The sequence below is a fragment of the Parvimonas pharyngis genome (genome assembly GCF_046569675.1).
Taxonomy (GTDB): Bacteria; Bacillota; Clostridia; order Tissierellales; family Peptoniphilaceae; genus Parvimonas.
The window spans coordinates 65,096-80,078 of the sequence record NZ_JBKICJ010000004.1; the positions used below are offsets into that span (position 1 = coordinate 65,096).

The window sequence follows — 14,983 nt, forward strand, 5'->3', positions numbered from 1 at the left end:
GATGTATTCCATCTCTTATATTAATCAACTACAAATATTCCTCCATTAAGTTCTTTTATAAAACCTTTAAGCTCTAATGAAGTTAAAATTGTATTTGTTTCTATAATTGAAAAACCAGTTATTGTTGCAATTTTATTTTGAGATTTTGGTTCTTCATTTATTAAATTATAAATCAAAAGTTCCTTTGCATCTAAAATGTTTAAATCTTTTTCTTCCTTATTTTTGTTTAAAATAAATTCTGAAAAATCAATAACTCCATCTATTATATCCTGATAATCCGTAGCAATTAATGCTCCATCTTTTATCAATTTATTTGTTCCTTTACTATATAGACTGTTAATATTTCCAGGAAGTGCAAAAATTTCTTTTGACTGTTCATTTGCAAATCTTGAAGTTATTAGTGTACCTGAACGATCTTGTGCTTCAATTACTAACAATGCTTTTGACAGTCCAGAAATAATTCTATTTCTAACTGGAAAATTGTGAGCTAGTGGCGGCATTCCAACTGGAAACTCACTCATAACAGCACCATTTTCTATAATTTCTTCATAAAGCCTATAATTAGTCTTTGGATATGCCATATCAACACCACAACCTAAAACAGCAATAGTTCTTCCACCTGATTTCAAAGCAGCTCTATGTGAAATAGAATCAATACCTAAAGCCATTCCAGAAACTATTCTTATTCCAAATTCAGAAATTGACCTTGCAAAATATTCTGTTGCCCAAGCTCCATAATTAGTACATTTTCTAGAACCTACAATTGACAGTGCAAATTCATCCTCTGGTAAAATATCCCCCTTATAGTAAATAACTTGTGGAATATATTCAATATCCTTTAAATTAACAGGATAATTTTCATTCAAAATACTTACATACTTTACTTTCTTTTTTTCTAAAAATTCTCGATAAGCATCTGGATTAAATTTTTCTCTTAATTCAATTAATTTATCTATATTATTTTTGGTCAAAAGTTTATTTTCTTTAAAATATTCTTCAGACATTTCAAAAATATCTTCAATGTGTTCCAATGTAAAATGATTTAACAATTCATCTTTGATTTTATAATCAAAATTCAAATAACTTAAAAATAACAAAGCATCTTCATTTCTCATAACTAACTCCAATATTTATTACTTAAACTTTTATATAACTTAAATACTTCATAAATTATTTAATTCAATAAATAGGATTTTATCTTTTTGATGGTTTTGATAAAAAGAAAAGATATAATCCAAATAATAATTTAATTAAAGCATCAATATATGCAATAATTGATAAAGACATATCAGAATAAATATATCCTATTGCAATATTTATACTACAAACTATTCCTAATAAAATCATTGATTTACCATGAACAAAATAAAATGGAAAAAAATGAATTGCAGTAGCCATCAATGCACCCAACCAAATTAATCTCCAATTTTCTGTTGCGAAAAATGGTCCCCCTAATAAAAACATCAATATGAATAATAAAATTACTGAATATAAAGAAACTTTATTTTGAAATTTAGTTGAATTTCCAGTTGATAATTTATTAATAAGCTTTTTATTCATATTAATTGAAAGAAAACTAATAACATATCCAAAACTAAATACTTGCATATTTATTATTTGTTTTCCTCCTATTAAAGTAGCCAATGCAATAACTAAACCAACTACGATTAACCATAACCCACATGATTTCTTATGGTTAAATTCTAATTTCTCTTCCTTATGGTATTCTAAAAATGACATAAATAATCCCCCGTTTATTTCTAAATTTTTTGAACTCTTAATCTTTATTTATAATAATGCAAATTCTAAATATTAGATTCTATATTATGATTATTTAAATACATCAAATTCTTAATTAATAAAAACTAACCCCAATATTTATTACTTAAACTTCTATATCTAATAGCTTCTAACAGATGTTCTTCCTTGATTTCTTCACTTCCGTCCAAGTCTGCAATTGTTCTTGTCAACTTCAAAATTTTATTAAAAGATCTAGCTGAAAACTTAAACTTTTTAAAAGCAAATTCTATTATTTTCTCAAGCTTTTCATCCAAAACTATATACTTCTTTATCTGTCTTGCAGAAAGATTTGCATTATTATATATTTTTTCATTTTTATATCTTTCAAGTTGAATTTTTCTCGCTTTTTCTACTCTTTTTCTAATATCAAAAGAAGTTTCTAAAACTTGTTTTGAAGATAAATCATCGAATTTTACAGGTTCAACTTCAACTTGAATATCAATTCTATCAAGAATTGGACCTGAAATTTTACTTAAATATCTTTGAATTTGCAACTGTGAACAAGTACATTTTTCAGTTTGGGATCCATAATTTCCACAAGGACAAGGATTCAACGCACAAACAGTTACAAAGTTTGAATAATATGTAATTGAAGAATTAGCTCTTGAAATAGTAACTTTCCCATCTTCCATTGGCTGTCTTAAAACTTCAATAGCTTGTTTTGAAAACTCTGGAAATTCATCCAAGAATAAAACTCCATTATGAGCAAGTGAAACCTCTCCAGGTTTTGGAATCTTACCTCCTCCTACTAGGGAAATAGGACTACTCGTATGATGTGGAGATCTAAAAGGTCTTTGTGTAACCAATTTATTATTCTTAAGTTTTCCTGCTATCGAATAAATCTTAGTACATTCAATACATTCTTCAAAAGTTAATTTAGGTAAAATTGTTGGTAATCTCTTTGCTATCATCGTTTTACCACTTCCGGGAGGTCCAACCATCAACAAATTATGTCCTCCTGCAGCAGAAATCTCCATTGCTCTTTTTAAATTTTCCTGACCTTTTATATCTGAAAAATCTATATCATATTTAATCTCTTCATCTAAATTTACTTTTGCAATTTCTTCTTTTTTTATTTCAATAACTCCATTTAAACAATCGACTAATTCTTTTAAATGCGAAATAGGATAAATTTCTATTCCTTGCACAATATTTACTTCATTTTTTATTGCAAAAGGAATATAGAATTTCTTAAAACCAAGTTCTTTTAGAGAAATAATCATAGGTAAAGCCCCATCAAAAGTTATAACTCTACCGTCAAGTGAAAGCTCACCTAAAAAAACAGTCTTTTCATCAGGTAAATATTCAATCACACCAATAGCAAGTAACATACTAACTGCAATAGCCAAATCAATTTGAGAGCCGTCTTTTCTCAAATTAGCCGGAGCTAAATTTATTGTTACTCTTCCTGGTGGAATAGAATATCCACTATTTGAAATTGCTGATTTGACTCTTTCTTTTGATTCCTTTACAGACAAATCAGGAAGTCCAACGATATTAAAAGCCTGAAGTCCAGTTGCTAAATCAGCCTCAACATCAATATCGTAACCATTCAATCCATTTAACACACAAGTCTTAGTCTTTGAGTACATTTTTTACCTACTTTCTAGCACATTCTGATGCTGTTCCTAAAAGTATTTGAAGTCCATGTTCTACAGAATCTATAATATACTCTAAAGATTCTTTAACAGCCTTAGGACTACCCGGTAGATTTACAATCAAGCTATCATTTCTTATAACTGAAACAGCTCTTGAAAGCATTGCTCTCTTAGTAATTGTCAAACTATATTGTCTTATAGAATCACAAATACCAAAAGCATTTTTTGTAGCAACATTTAAAGTAGCTTCAGGTGTAACATCTCTTTTACTAAAACCAGTTCCACCCGTTGTCAAAATTAAATTAGCTCCTAAAACATCACTAGCATATTTTAGTTTTTCCTCAATCGTAGCTTGATCATCCGGAATTATAATTTTATCAATAACTTCATAATTATTTTCTTTTAAAATATCAACAATTACTTCACCAGAAGTGTCTATTCTCTCTCCTACTGATCCCTTATCGGATACAGTAATTACATAAGCAGTAAACATAAAAACCTCCTAAAAAGCGTTCTCTATATGTGTAATTTTATGTTCATCAAAAATTATTTCTACAACGTCAAAACGAATCTTTGATCCAAACAAATTTTTTTCTAACATATATGTCTGTGCTACATCTTGTATCTTTTTTATCTTACTTCTATTTACAAATTCTCTAGGGAAACCGAAATTTGCATTTTTTCTAGCTTTAACCTCAATAAAAACTAGAAAATCCTTATCTTTTGCAATAATGTCTATTTCTCCAAAAGGCTTTAAAAAATTTCTTTCAATAATTTCATATCCTTTTTCTAAAAGAAATTTTACAGCCATATCTTCCCCATAATTTCCAATATCTTTAGCTTTCATTTTCTTTTTTCTTTTCAAAATATTTCTTTAAGAAAGTTACTCTATGAATTGGTGTAACACCAAACTCATCAATACCTTTATAGTGATCTTTTGTACCATATCCAACATTTTTAATAAAATTGTAGTTTGGATATTTTTCCTCATATTCCACAAACATGTTATCTCTGTACTCTTTTGCAATTATCGAAGCACAGGAAACAACATAAGAAAGCTCATCACCGTGAATTAAATTCAACTGTGGAATATCAACATCAACTTTTTCTGCATCAGTTATTAGGAAATCTCCTGAAACCTTATTTCCAGAAGAATCTTTAATATTTGAAATTGCAATCTTCATAGCAAGTCTACTAGCTTGTTTTATATTAATCTCGTCAATTTTTACATTATCTACAATTCCAATTCCATAGCCTACACATTCTTCTAAAATCTTATCATAAAGTGCAAGTCTTTTCTTTTTAGAAAGTTTCTTACTGTCTGTTACACCATCAATCTTACTATCTTTTTTCATAATAATTGCACAAGAAACAACAGGACCAGCAAGACAGCCTCTACCAACTTCATCAACTCCGATGATTAAATTGTAGTTTTTATAAATATTTTCAAGTTCTTCTCTAATTTCCATTATCTTCCTCAAACTTTTCAATATCTTCTACAGTCTCTAAAGTTATTCTTCCAAGTTTAACTTTTCTAAAATCATCAAAAACTAAATTTGCAACCTTAAAATAATCTATTTCATTTTTCTTTAAAATTGCTCCTCTATTTCTTCCTATCTCATCCATTAAAAATATAGTTTCTTCATAAGAATCTTCAGATAAATTATATCTATTTTTTAAAATATTTACATCTTTTTTATTTAACTCATCAATAAAACGAAAAGCTAAATTTTCAATATCCATAATCTCATCCTTAATCGCACCAGTAAAAGCTAAATGCAAACCGATTCTCTCATCTTCAAACTTTGGCCAAAGAACACCAGGAGTGTCTAAAAGTTCCAAATCGTTCTTTGTCTTGATCCATTGAACTTGTTTAGTAACACCAGGTCTATCGCCTATTTTAGCACTCTTTCTCTTAGAAATTGAATTTATAAAAGTAGATTTTCCAACATTTGGTATTCCTACAATCATCATTCTAATAGTCTTAGCTGAAAGATTTTTTTCCTCAAGTTTTTTAAACTTGTCAGCTAACATTTCCTTTGCAACAGAATAAATCTTATCTAATCCCTTTGAATGAAGAGCATCTACAACAACTGCACCATACCCTTGTTTTCTATAATAACTAAGCCATTTTTTAGTTTCGTTTTCATCTGCCATATCAGACTTGTTTAAAATCATTATTCTAGGCTTATCCTTTAAAACATCATCAATAACTGGATTTTTACTACTAATTGGAATTCTTGCATCTATAATCTCTCCAACAATATCAACCAATTTTAATGATGCTCTTATATTATCCATAGTCTTTTTCATATGACCAGGATACCAATTTATATTCATATTTCCTCCATATCATAAATAAAGCAATTGCTTTAATTAATATTAAAATATATAAGTAAGGAGGTAAGAATTCCATCTACCTCCTTAAATTTTGATTACATCTATAGCGTAAACTATTTTTCTCTAATCTTTTTTAAAAATACAATTGCAGACATTATCATTAAAAGTAAAATTATACTACAAAGTACAACACCTATAATCTTAGTAGTATCCATTTTACCATTAGTAAAATTATAATAAATTGTATAAATAAGTACTAAAGACACAGCAACAGAAAAAGCAAACCAAATATAATCTCTATATTTGCTATTTTCTATACTATTTGTAATTGCTCTTGAAATTAATCTACTTAACGCTCTCACAATGTTACCTCCTATTATTATATTCTCATTGTGTAAATTAAATCAATTTTAATATAATAACACAATTAAATTATAAATCTATAAATGATTTTTGTCAATATTTCAACCATTAGCATATTGTTTATACAATAAAAAAAGCAAGCTATAAAACTTGCTATAAAACTTAAAAATTAATACCTACATCTATTTAGTTTTATGCTATTTACTAAAATTTTATATTAGTATATAATTATTTTGCATTCTATATGTAAGGAGGTGAAGCTATTGACCTCTATTGAAGCTATAATTTTATTAACGTTGTTGATTGCGTTACTAAAATTGCTAAAAAAATTTGAATAATCAACATAAAAAGCAAGGTCTGCCAACCTTGCTTTTTTATTTGCATTCAACTATGTGAGAAGAATTGACCTCAAAAAAATTCTTATCTCATCTATATAATACCACAAATTACAAAAAAGTCAACTTAACTTTTAAAAATTATTTATTACTGCTGTTGGAATATAGAATAAATATGGTGCTGTAAAGACAGCCATATATAATGCAATTTTTTTCTTTTCTTGTAATTCTACATCTAATTTTGAAAAACTAAATTTTAAGTTAAAGAAATATATAAAAAATCCAACCATTGCTATAATAACTGTCATAAATAAAAATCCATATATGTTACTAAAAGGATTTTCCATTACAGGAATTAGTATATTTGAATTTAACAAAGCAAAAATACTAGAGGATTCAGGAAGTCTTCCTATTAAATCTACTATGAAAAATAGTAAAACAGCTCCTATAAAATCTGCAAAGAATCCAAATAAGAATACTTTAAAGATTACTTTTTTATACTTTTTAAATGAATCGTCTATCTTTAAAACTTTTAAAGATAATAGAATTACAATTGAGTCAACAACAAAATTAATTGGAATTGCAATTAGCCAAGTTATAGGAATCAATAGTAAAAACCAAATTGGGAAAAACACATTATAAAGCTTAAAATTTTTCATGACTTCCTCCTAATCTAATATTAATTTTTTAGTTACAAAAAAAGAGTTAGATTAAACCAACTCTCATAAATTTGAATTAAGCAGTCGGTTGGTCGGTGTACCCAACATCTCAAATACCTAATTGAAGGTGCGGCAGGAACCTTTTCTGCCCTCAACTACTTCTTTACTTAACTATAGTATACCCTCTTTTTTACTCTTTGTCAACCTTTTTTAGCCTTCCACTAAATTTTCTGTTGTTAAGTTTAAAATCATTTATACTATACATACTTGCGATAAAAAACTTATCCTTACTTTTATTAACTTTTAAAACTATGAGAACATTTTTATTATAGCATTTTACATATTCTAAAGCTATTTTATTGTCTTTTTCATTAACTCCAACATAATCTGGATTATCTATTATTTCATCTATATCATCTAAGTATTTTAAAACATCATAATGCTTTCTCTTTTCTAAATGTCTTTTTAATCCGTGTTTTGAAAACTCTATTTTAGATAATTCAGTTTTAATACCTAATAATTCTTTAATACTATTCTTAACTATCATAATATACCTCTTAAGTATATTTTAGCATAAAATAAATATAAAGCAAGACAATAAGAACCCCACCCTTCCACGATGCTTCGCATCGGGTGGGTTCCCGGGAACCTTGTTGTTTCACAATAAAAAAAGAGCTATCTTTACAGATAACTCTTTTAATATGTAAGCACACCCAAGGTCGCTTAACAAGAAATGCACGGTACCTTTGCAGTTAGCTCTAAGTAAGCAATCTTACGGCACATAGAGTATTTTACTTATGGCTGCTTCCGTCAAGACCTGACCAGATTCATAAAGCTCTATTGCGTAAGGACCCACTTGTCAACACCACTTACAAAAGTCGGCTACACCCCTTGAAAATCTAACTTGGGAATTCAGCCCTGCTATAGCAGATTACAGGTTACAGGGTACTGCTATCACCCCGCCTAGTGCATGGCGGAGAGCGAGGGATTTGAACCCTCGAAACGCTTTTGACGTTTACACGATTTCCAATCGTGCTCCTTCGACCACTCGGACAGCTCTCCAAGATACCAATATATTATAATGTATTTTTTAAATTTAGTCAATAATTTTTAATTTCACTTTAAAAACTCTGAAATTTTAGTTGCTATTTCTTTTGGCTTTTCTGTATAAAAATTATGTGTAGTATTTTCTATAAAATAAACTTTTATATTTTTACTTCCTGTCTTTTTATATTTTTCAACCTTTTTATTTTTATACTCATAAGCATCTTTAGGTAAATCAGATAAAAGCAATAAAATTTCATCTTTCAATCCTAGTGAAAATATATCTTTGTAATCATCATACCTTATGTCAAATAAAGAAGATATTATATTTATATCCATATTCAAACTATTTTCTAAAATATAATTTCTTGAGTATTCTTTTTCTTCCTCTAAGGTAGTTTTCATATAATCATCTTCAAAAATTCCACCATCTAAGATAATTATTTTTTTCGCATATAAAAATCTTGAAAACTTTAATAATAAGTCTGCTCCTAAGGAATAACCCATTACTAAAGAATTTTTTGGAATAACCGATTTAATCCAATCTAAAAATTCTTTTTCATTTTTTATATTTACATCAATATTTGAATATTGTCCCGGAATATCTATATATTTTATTTCATATCCATATTTATTTAATTCTAAATTAAACTCTATTGTAGTTTCAATTTTACTACCTAATCCAGATAAAAAATATATTTTCTCCATATTTAATAAAATTATTTCCTTAATTTCTACTTGAAATGAAAATCCCAAACATAACGCCAAGCAAACATAATACAACACTCAATATTATATAAATTATTGCCATAACGGGCTTATTAATTTGAAATAAGTTATTTGCTTCTAGTGAAAAAGTTGAAAAAGTTGTAAAGCCTCCACATACTCCAGTTTTGAAAAACAAAGTTAAGTTTTTTGACCAATTATTTTTAACCGAAATACCAACAACAATCCCAATCAATATTGCTCCAAGCAAATTTGTTATTAGTGTTAAAACCGGAAATGTATTTTTATATGGAATTAAGCTAATTGAATATCTTAAAATCGCTCCAATAGCTCCACCTAATCCAACAACTAAAATCTCAATCATAAATACCTCTAACGCTTTTGAATCATAACCACATAAGGAGGTAAATTCTTTTGATTTTCAAATGTAAACTTCAAAACTGTATAATCTTTTTGATCAAGAGTTTTTAAAAAGCTTGACATTTCTGCACTCTCAATTTGTCCACAAAGATGTCCAATGTAAAATGTTATAAAAATTACTCCTTTTGAATTTAATTTATCTAATAATTTTCTTACACTTTCTTCAACATCTACTGAATTTGTAGTTATTAATTTATCTCCATTAGGTAGATATCCTAGGTTATATATTGCAAAATCAACATAATCTTTAACATATTTATCAAAATTTCTATGATTATCTAATATTAATTCATAATTAGAAAAATCTTTAAGTAAATTTTTTGAATTATCCAAAGCTTCTTGTTGTATATCAAAACAATATAGTTTTTTTGGTTTAATAATCTCCAAAATGTTTTGAGCATCAAATCCATTCCCAACCGTCATATCAACTGCAATATTTACATCTTTGATATAACTATGCATAAAAAATTCTATTAAATTCTTAGTATTATTTATTATTACAGCCACTACAACACTTTCCTTGTTCTAAAATTTCGTCTACATCATAAATGTATAAATCATCTTTTATTTTAGTTACTCCTGAAATTCCATCAAAAAATATTCTAGAATAAAAGCTCTTCTTTTCTTTTGTATATACTTTATAAGCAATACATTTTATAAAAAATCTATTAAATTTTTCCATTCCTTCATCGTATTTTATCTCTTCTAAATAATAATCTTCATCTCTAAATGTTAGTTTTACATATCCAATTATATTTTCTTCCATAACTAAACTAAAATAAAATGTTGGAACAGATAAGTCCATACTTCCGCCAATTCCATATTTAACATAAAGTTCTTCAAATTCTTCTGGCGTAGCATTTTTTAATCCTATCATTATAAACTCCTTAAATATTCTATTTCTTCTTTACAAAGTTTTCTGTAAGTACCTATTTTTAAATTTCCAAGTTTTATCTTTCCAAAAGCAACTCTTTCTAAAGAAACAACATTATATCCTAATATTTTAAACATTTTTCTTATCTGTCTATTTCTTCCTTCTTTTAGAAAAACTTTAACTATATTATTTTTAAAATCAAATATTTCAAACCTTGCTTCTCTAGTCATTCTGCCCTCAAGTATTATTCCCTCAGATAGTTTCTTTAAATCACCATCTTTAATTTTTTTATCAACTTGAACAATGTATTCTTTTTCAACATTATGCTTTGGATGAGTTAATCTAAAAGCTAAATCACCATCATTTGTTAAAAGTAAAAGTCCAAAGCTATCCTTATCCAATCGACCTACTGGATATATTCTCTCTTTGGAATCTATTAAATCTAAAACTATTTTTTCCTGATTTTGTGCCTTAGCCGTACTGGAATATCCAATAGGCTTATTTAGTAGATAATATCTTTTAACCTCTTCTAAAGCTATTTTTTTACCTTCAACTGTTATTTCATCTTGTTCAGATACTTCCATTCCCATTTCTGCAAGTTTACCGTTTACAAGAACTTTTCCCTGTTCTAATAACAAATCTGCTTTTCTTCTAGAACAATAGCCTGTATTTGCAATAAATTTATTTATTCTCATCTTCAATTTCCATATTTATTTCATCATCAACTATTTGATTTTTTTCTTCATCTGAAATGAATTTCTCAATATCGGGTAAATCTTTTAACGATTTTAAATTAAATTGATTCAAAAAATTTAAAGTTGTTTTATAGATAATTGGCTTTCCAATTCTATCAAGTCTTCCAGCCTCTTCAATAAAGTCTTTTGAAAGTAAAGTATCAATAGAACTATTACATTTAACTCCTCTAATCTCTTCAATTTCTTGTCTAGTAATTGGTTGTTTATATGCAATTATAGCCAAAGTTTCTAAAGTTGAGTTAGTTAAATGTTTCATTGTAACTTTTTCAAATAGCTTTGAAATTGTTTCATGATATTCTTTTCTGGTCTTTATTTGATAATGGTTAGAAATTTTTTGAATAACAAGTCCTCTTTTTTGAAACTCAAATTCTTCTACCAACTCATCAGCTAAAACAGTAGCTTCTTTTACAGAAATTTCTAATACTTTTGCAATATCATCAATTTTTAAAGGATCTCCATAAACGAATAATAACTGTTCAATTACTTGCTTATATTCTCTACTATTCAACTTCTTCCCCCACTAAATTAAGCTTAATTTTATTATCTTTATCTTGAAAAATCCTAACAAAATTATTTTTAACAAGTTCCAAAATAGATATAAATATTGTTATAAGCTCACTTTTTGTTCCATTTTGAAAAATTAATTCTTCAAAATAGGCTTCTTTTTTCTCATATAATTTTGACTTTATCATAGAAATATACTTTTCAATTGGAAATAAATCTTTTTCTATGATTTTATCAAAAGAACTCTCATCATTTTTCTCTTTATACTGATTAATAATATTTTCCATTAAATTTAATAAAACATTTACGTCAGTATTCAAAATAACTTCTTTATCTTCTGTTATATATTCTGTTATATCAGATTGCATTTTTGAATATGCCTTACTTCCTTCAGCTTCAAGATTTTTAAAATACTCTCCAACTTTTTTGAACTTTCTATATTCTACAAGTCTTTCAATCAATTGTTCTCTTGTAACAATTTCATCCTCATCTTCGTCTATATTTTTTGGAATTAAACTTCTAGATTTAATTTCAACTAAAGTACTGGACATAATCAAAAAAGCAGAAATATCAGTATCTTCACTGTGAATAGAATTCTCAATTACTTCTAAATAATGTCTTGTTATTTTACTTATTTCTATATCATAAATATCAACTTTTTGTTTTGAAATTAAGTCAAGTAACAAATCCAAAGGACCTGAATAGGCATCTAAATTTACCATTAATTGCATTACATCACCAACATAATTGCAAGATTAAGTATATGCTTCCCAACTTCAGTAACAATAGGTGATAAGAAAGTTCCAAATGTTCTTGTAACTATTAAAGCTAGTAAAATTAGAGTTGTATAATTTGAAAGTTTAAAATATTCATACTCTACATCACTTGATAAAAAAGCACTTATAAAAATTGCTCCATCAAATGGTGGTAAAGGTATTAATCCAATAATACCAAAAACTATACTTATTGAAAATATATCTCTAAATAGTAAAAATAATAGTTCGTTATCCTTTCCAATCTTGATATATAAAATTGCTGATATTAACGCAATTATAAAACACATAAAAGCATTTGATAAAGAATAAATTATTTTTCCCCAAAATCTATTTTTAAAATTTGACATCTTAATTTCTATTGGTTTTGCCCAACCAAATTTGAATAATATAAAGCAAATAAAACCCATTAAATCAATATGATTAGCAGGATTTAAACTTGTTGCTCCTTTTTGCTTGGGTGTATCATCTCCTAAAGCTAAAGCTACATATGCTTGAAAAATTCTGCAAGCAACAATTACAAACATTACTGCAATTCCAACGATTACATGCTCCATTAAATTGTCCATACTACCCCCTATTTATCTCATTTAAAATAGCCATTGCTGTTTTAAAATCATTTATTTCTCCATTAAAATACATTCTTTTTAAGTCTTCAAAATGAATTTTAACCATACTTAAATTCTCATCATCATCTTCTGGTAGTTTTGAAGGAAATAGACTATCAGCTCTGTAAATTACTGTTTTTTCAGTACAAAAACCCACACTGTTGTATCCTTCAAAGATTTTTTCAAGGGTATTTGAACTAAATCCAATTTCCTCTTGTAACTCTCTAAGAGCTGTTTCTTCATAGTTTTCTCCAACTTCCACAAGTCCTGCTGGAATTTCCAAGAATTCTTTTTGAATAGGAAATCTATATTGTTTAACTAAATATACAAAACCTTCTTCATCTATCGGAAAAATTGCTACTGCATCTTTATGCTCAACAATTTCTCTTTTTAAGATTTTTTCATCTTTTTCAAAATATTCAAGTTTTAAATTCAAAATTTTTCCATCAAAAATTTCTTCGGTTTTTACTTTTCTGTACATCTTAATCTTTCCTTTTTTTCGTTTGCAATTTCAATCATTTCCTTTGATTGTCTTATAGTTGTATCATTAATATTTGCACCACCAATAAGCCTTGAAATTTCCATAACTTTTTCATCATAATTTGCACATACAACTTTAGATAAAGTTATATCTCCAACTGTCTCTTTGCTTATTATAAAGTGAGTATCAGATAAAACAGAAATTTGTGGTAAATGCGAAATTACAAGAAGTTGATGATTTTTTGAAATTTCTGCAAGTTTTTCTCCAACTATCTGAGCAGTTACTCCACTTATACCCGTATCAATTTCATCAAAAACAAGAGTTGCTATCTTATCTCTATCAGATAAAACTTTCTTAAAACCTAACATAATTCTACTAAGTTCCCCACCTGATGCAATCTTGTAAATTTCTTGAAGCTCTTCTCCCTTATTTGTAGAGATTAAAAAAGTAACTTCATCAAAACCAATATTTGTAATTTTATTATTAGTTTTTATATCGATTTTAAATATTGAATTTTTCAAATCCAAATCTAAAAGTTCTTTTTCAATTAATTTTTCAATTCTTCTTGCAACTTCTTTTCTAGAATTTGAAATTTCATTTGCAAGTTTTTTATATTCTTCACTTAATTTTTTAAGTTTATTGTTTTCTTCCAGTAGTAAATCTTTTGAATGTTCAAGTAAATATATATCTTCTTCTAATGAATTTTTATATTTTATTAATCCATTTTTATCTGTCTTAAGTTTTCTCTTTAAGTCATTCAAAAGATTGAATTTTTCTTGTAAAATCATTAAACTTTCTTCATCAATATAAATATTTGAATAATAGTCTTGTATTTTTGCATAAATCTCTTTTAAACCAAAAGAAAGATTTTCAAAGTCTTCACTTAATTTAACAGTTTTATCATTTTCTTCAAGAAGTGTAATATTTCTATTTATTTCGTTCAAAATAGAAAAAGCATTAACTTCTGACCCCTCACCATCAAAAAGCTCAATTAAATTTCCACAACAACCTAAAATAACTTGACTATTATTGTATTTATCAAGCTCATTTTCAATGAATTCTTCATCCAATGTCTCTAATTCTAGGCTATTAAGTTCTTCAATCTCAGCTTTTATTTCTTCAATATTTTCATCAAAATTATTAACTTTATTTTTTAACTTCTTTAAATCAGTACTTGTCTTTTTTATTTTTCCATATAGTACTTCTATTTCTCTTAATTTTTTTCTAAATTCATCATCACAAAAACTGTCTAAAACCTCAACAAAATCTGTTCTATTAAATAGAGTGTAGCTATCATGTTGCCCACAAACATTTAAAATATTTATCATTATTTCTGATAGAATAGAATTATTTACAGTTCTATTATTTATCTTTGAAACTGATCTTCCATTTTTACTTACAGTTCTTGAAATAACTAACATATTATCTTCAATTTCTATATCTAATTCTAGCGATTCAAATTTATTTTTTATTATTGTTTCATCATATTCTGAAAGGAAAAAAACACCTTCTACATAAGCAGTATCACTACGTTTACCTATGGACGAAGTATTAGCTCTCCCACCACAAAGCAAAGAAATAGCACCGATAATTATAGACTTACCAGTTCCTGTTTCTCCCGTTAAAATATTAAGTCCTTCAGTAAAGGAAATTTTTATTTCATCAACAATCGCTAAATTTCTTATATATAATTCAGATAACAT

General features: G+C 27.0%; 20 protein-coding genes, 1 tRNA gene and 1 other RNA gene. All 22 read right to left on the reverse strand.

What is annotated here, in order from left to right:
• Nucleotides 1–20 precede the first annotated feature (20 nt).
• Nucleotides 21–1,115 (reverse strand): DNA-processing protein DprA, encoded by a 1,095-nt coding sequence (dprA, locus tag ACLGL0_RS05575; RefSeq protein ID WP_411013952.1) that lies wholly within the window; start codon nucleotides 1,113–1,115, stop codon nucleotides 21–23.
• Between the two features lie 79 nt (nucleotides 1,116–1,194).
• Entirely contained in the window at nucleotides 1,195–1,740 is a 546-nt protein-coding gene (locus ACLGL0_RS05580) for a DUF6609 family protein (protein WP_313962042.1), read from the reverse strand.
• A 125-nt stretch (nucleotides 1,741–1,865) separates the two neighbouring features.
• The gene (locus tag ACLGL0_RS05585; RefSeq protein WP_411013953.1) at nucleotides 1,866–3,392 is read right to left on the reverse strand and encodes a YifB family Mg chelatase-like AAA ATPase; all 1,527 of its coding nucleotides are present in this window, start codon (nucleotides 3,390–3,392) and stop codon (nucleotides 1,866–1,868) included.
• A gap of 7 nt (nucleotides 3,393–3,399) precedes the next feature.
• A complete protein-coding gene (locus ACLGL0_RS05590) occupies nucleotides 3,400–3,891 on the reverse strand; it encodes a MogA/MoaB family molybdenum cofactor biosynthesis protein (RefSeq protein ID WP_314557191.1) in 492 nt (163 codons plus the stop codon).
• 9 nt (nucleotides 3,892–3,900) lie between these two features.
• Complete coding sequence (locus ACLGL0_RS05595; protein WP_411014033.1) at nucleotides 3,901–4,245, reverse strand: YraN family protein; 345 nt, start codon at nucleotides 4,243–4,245, stop codon at nucleotides 3,901–3,903.
• Complete coding sequence (rnhB, locus tag ACLGL0_RS05600) at nucleotides 4,235–4,867, reverse strand: ribonuclease HII (protein WP_411013954.1); 633 nt, start codon at nucleotides 4,865–4,867, stop codon at nucleotides 4,235–4,237. Before rnhB ends, ACLGL0_RS05595 begins: the two co-directional genes overlap by 11 nt.
• Entirely contained in the window at nucleotides 4,857–5,738 is an 882-nt protein-coding gene (ylqF, locus tag ACLGL0_RS05605; protein WP_233055309.1) for a ribosome biogenesis GTPase YlqF, read from the reverse strand. The genes rnhB and ylqF overlap by 11 nt, the downstream gene beginning before the upstream one ends.
• Nucleotides 5,739–5,851: 113 nt before the next feature.
• Nucleotides 5,852–6,100: a hypothetical protein gene (locus tag ACLGL0_RS05610; protein ID WP_411013955.1), complete on the reverse strand. Its 249-nt coding sequence runs from the start codon at nucleotides 6,098–6,100 to the stop codon at nucleotides 5,852–5,854.
• Between the two features lie 470 nt (nucleotides 6,101–6,570).
• Nucleotides 6,571–7,095, reverse strand: coding sequence for a hypothetical protein (locus tag ACLGL0_RS05615; protein WP_411013956.1), 525 nt, complete (start codon nucleotides 7,093–7,095; stop codon nucleotides 6,571–6,573).
• Nucleotides 7,096–7,285: 190 nt separating this feature from the next.
• A complete protein-coding gene (locus tag ACLGL0_RS05620; RefSeq protein WP_411013957.1) occupies nucleotides 7,286–7,642 on the reverse strand; it encodes a PBECR3 domain-containing polyvalent protein in 357 nt (118 codons plus the stop codon).
• A gap of 158 nt (nucleotides 7,643–7,800) precedes the next feature.
• Nucleotides 7,801–8,067: signal recognition particle sRNA large type (gene ffs / locus ACLGL0_RS05625), an RNA gene on the reverse strand.
• Nucleotides 8,067–8,157: transfer RNA gene (locus tag ACLGL0_RS05630), tRNA-Ser, on the reverse strand. The genes ffs and ACLGL0_RS05630 overlap by 1 nt, the downstream gene beginning before the upstream one ends.
• 54 nt (nucleotides 8,158–8,211) lie before the next feature.
• On the reverse strand, nucleotides 8,212–8,895 hold the full coding sequence (locus tag ACLGL0_RS05635; protein ID WP_411010611.1) for an alpha/beta hydrolase: 684 nt from the start codon (nucleotides 8,893–8,895) through the stop codon (nucleotides 8,212–8,214).
• Entirely contained in the window at nucleotides 8,867–9,229 is a 363-nt protein-coding gene (gene crcB, locus ACLGL0_RS05640) for a fluoride efflux transporter CrcB (RefSeq protein WP_233055301.1), read from the reverse strand. Before crcB ends, ACLGL0_RS05635 begins: the two co-directional genes overlap by 29 nt.
• Before the next feature lie 8 nt (nucleotides 9,230–9,237).
• Nucleotides 9,238–9,792: a tRNA 5-(aminomethyl)-2-thiouridylate-methyltransferase MnmM gene (gene mnmM, locus ACLGL0_RS05645; RefSeq protein WP_411013958.1), complete on the reverse strand. Its 555-nt coding sequence runs from the start codon at nucleotides 9,790–9,792 to the stop codon at nucleotides 9,238–9,240.
• Nucleotides 9,773–10,162: a hypothetical protein gene (locus ACLGL0_RS05650; RefSeq protein ID WP_233055299.1), complete on the reverse strand. Its 390-nt coding sequence runs from the start codon at nucleotides 10,160–10,162 to the stop codon at nucleotides 9,773–9,775. The genes mnmM and ACLGL0_RS05650 overlap by 20 nt, the downstream gene beginning before the upstream one ends.
• The gene (locus tag ACLGL0_RS05655; RefSeq protein WP_411013959.1) at nucleotides 10,162–10,854 is read right to left on the reverse strand and encodes a pseudouridine synthase; all 693 of its coding nucleotides are present in this window, start codon (nucleotides 10,852–10,854) and stop codon (nucleotides 10,162–10,164) included. The genes ACLGL0_RS05650 and ACLGL0_RS05655 overlap by 1 nt, the downstream gene beginning before the upstream one ends.
• The gene (gene scpB / locus ACLGL0_RS05660) at nucleotides 10,841–11,422 is read right to left on the reverse strand and encodes an SMC-Scp complex subunit ScpB (RefSeq protein ID WP_233055297.1); all 582 of its coding nucleotides are present in this window, start codon (nucleotides 11,420–11,422) and stop codon (nucleotides 10,841–10,843) included. The genes ACLGL0_RS05655 and scpB overlap by 14 nt, the downstream gene beginning before the upstream one ends.
• On the reverse strand, nucleotides 11,415–12,149 hold the full coding sequence (locus ACLGL0_RS05665) for a segregation and condensation protein A (protein ID WP_411013960.1): 735 nt from the start codon (nucleotides 12,147–12,149) through the stop codon (nucleotides 11,415–11,417). Before ACLGL0_RS05665 ends, scpB begins: the two co-directional genes overlap by 8 nt.
• Entirely contained in the window at nucleotides 12,149–12,760 is a 612-nt protein-coding gene (locus ACLGL0_RS05670) for a site-2 protease family protein (RefSeq protein ID WP_314557166.1), read from the reverse strand. The genes ACLGL0_RS05665 and ACLGL0_RS05670 overlap by 1 nt, the downstream gene beginning before the upstream one ends.
• 1 nt (nucleotide 12,761) lies before the next feature.
• Nucleotides 12,762–13,280, reverse strand: a complete 519-nt coding sequence (locus ACLGL0_RS05675; RefSeq protein WP_411013961.1) for an NUDIX hydrolase — start codon at nucleotides 13,278–13,280, stop codon at nucleotides 12,762–12,764.
• Nucleotides 13,265–14,983: a DNA repair protein RecN gene (recN, locus tag ACLGL0_RS05680; protein ID WP_411013962.1), complete on the reverse strand. Its 1,719-nt coding sequence runs from the start codon at nucleotides 14,981–14,983 to the stop codon at nucleotides 13,265–13,267. The genes ACLGL0_RS05675 and recN overlap by 16 nt, the downstream gene beginning before the upstream one ends.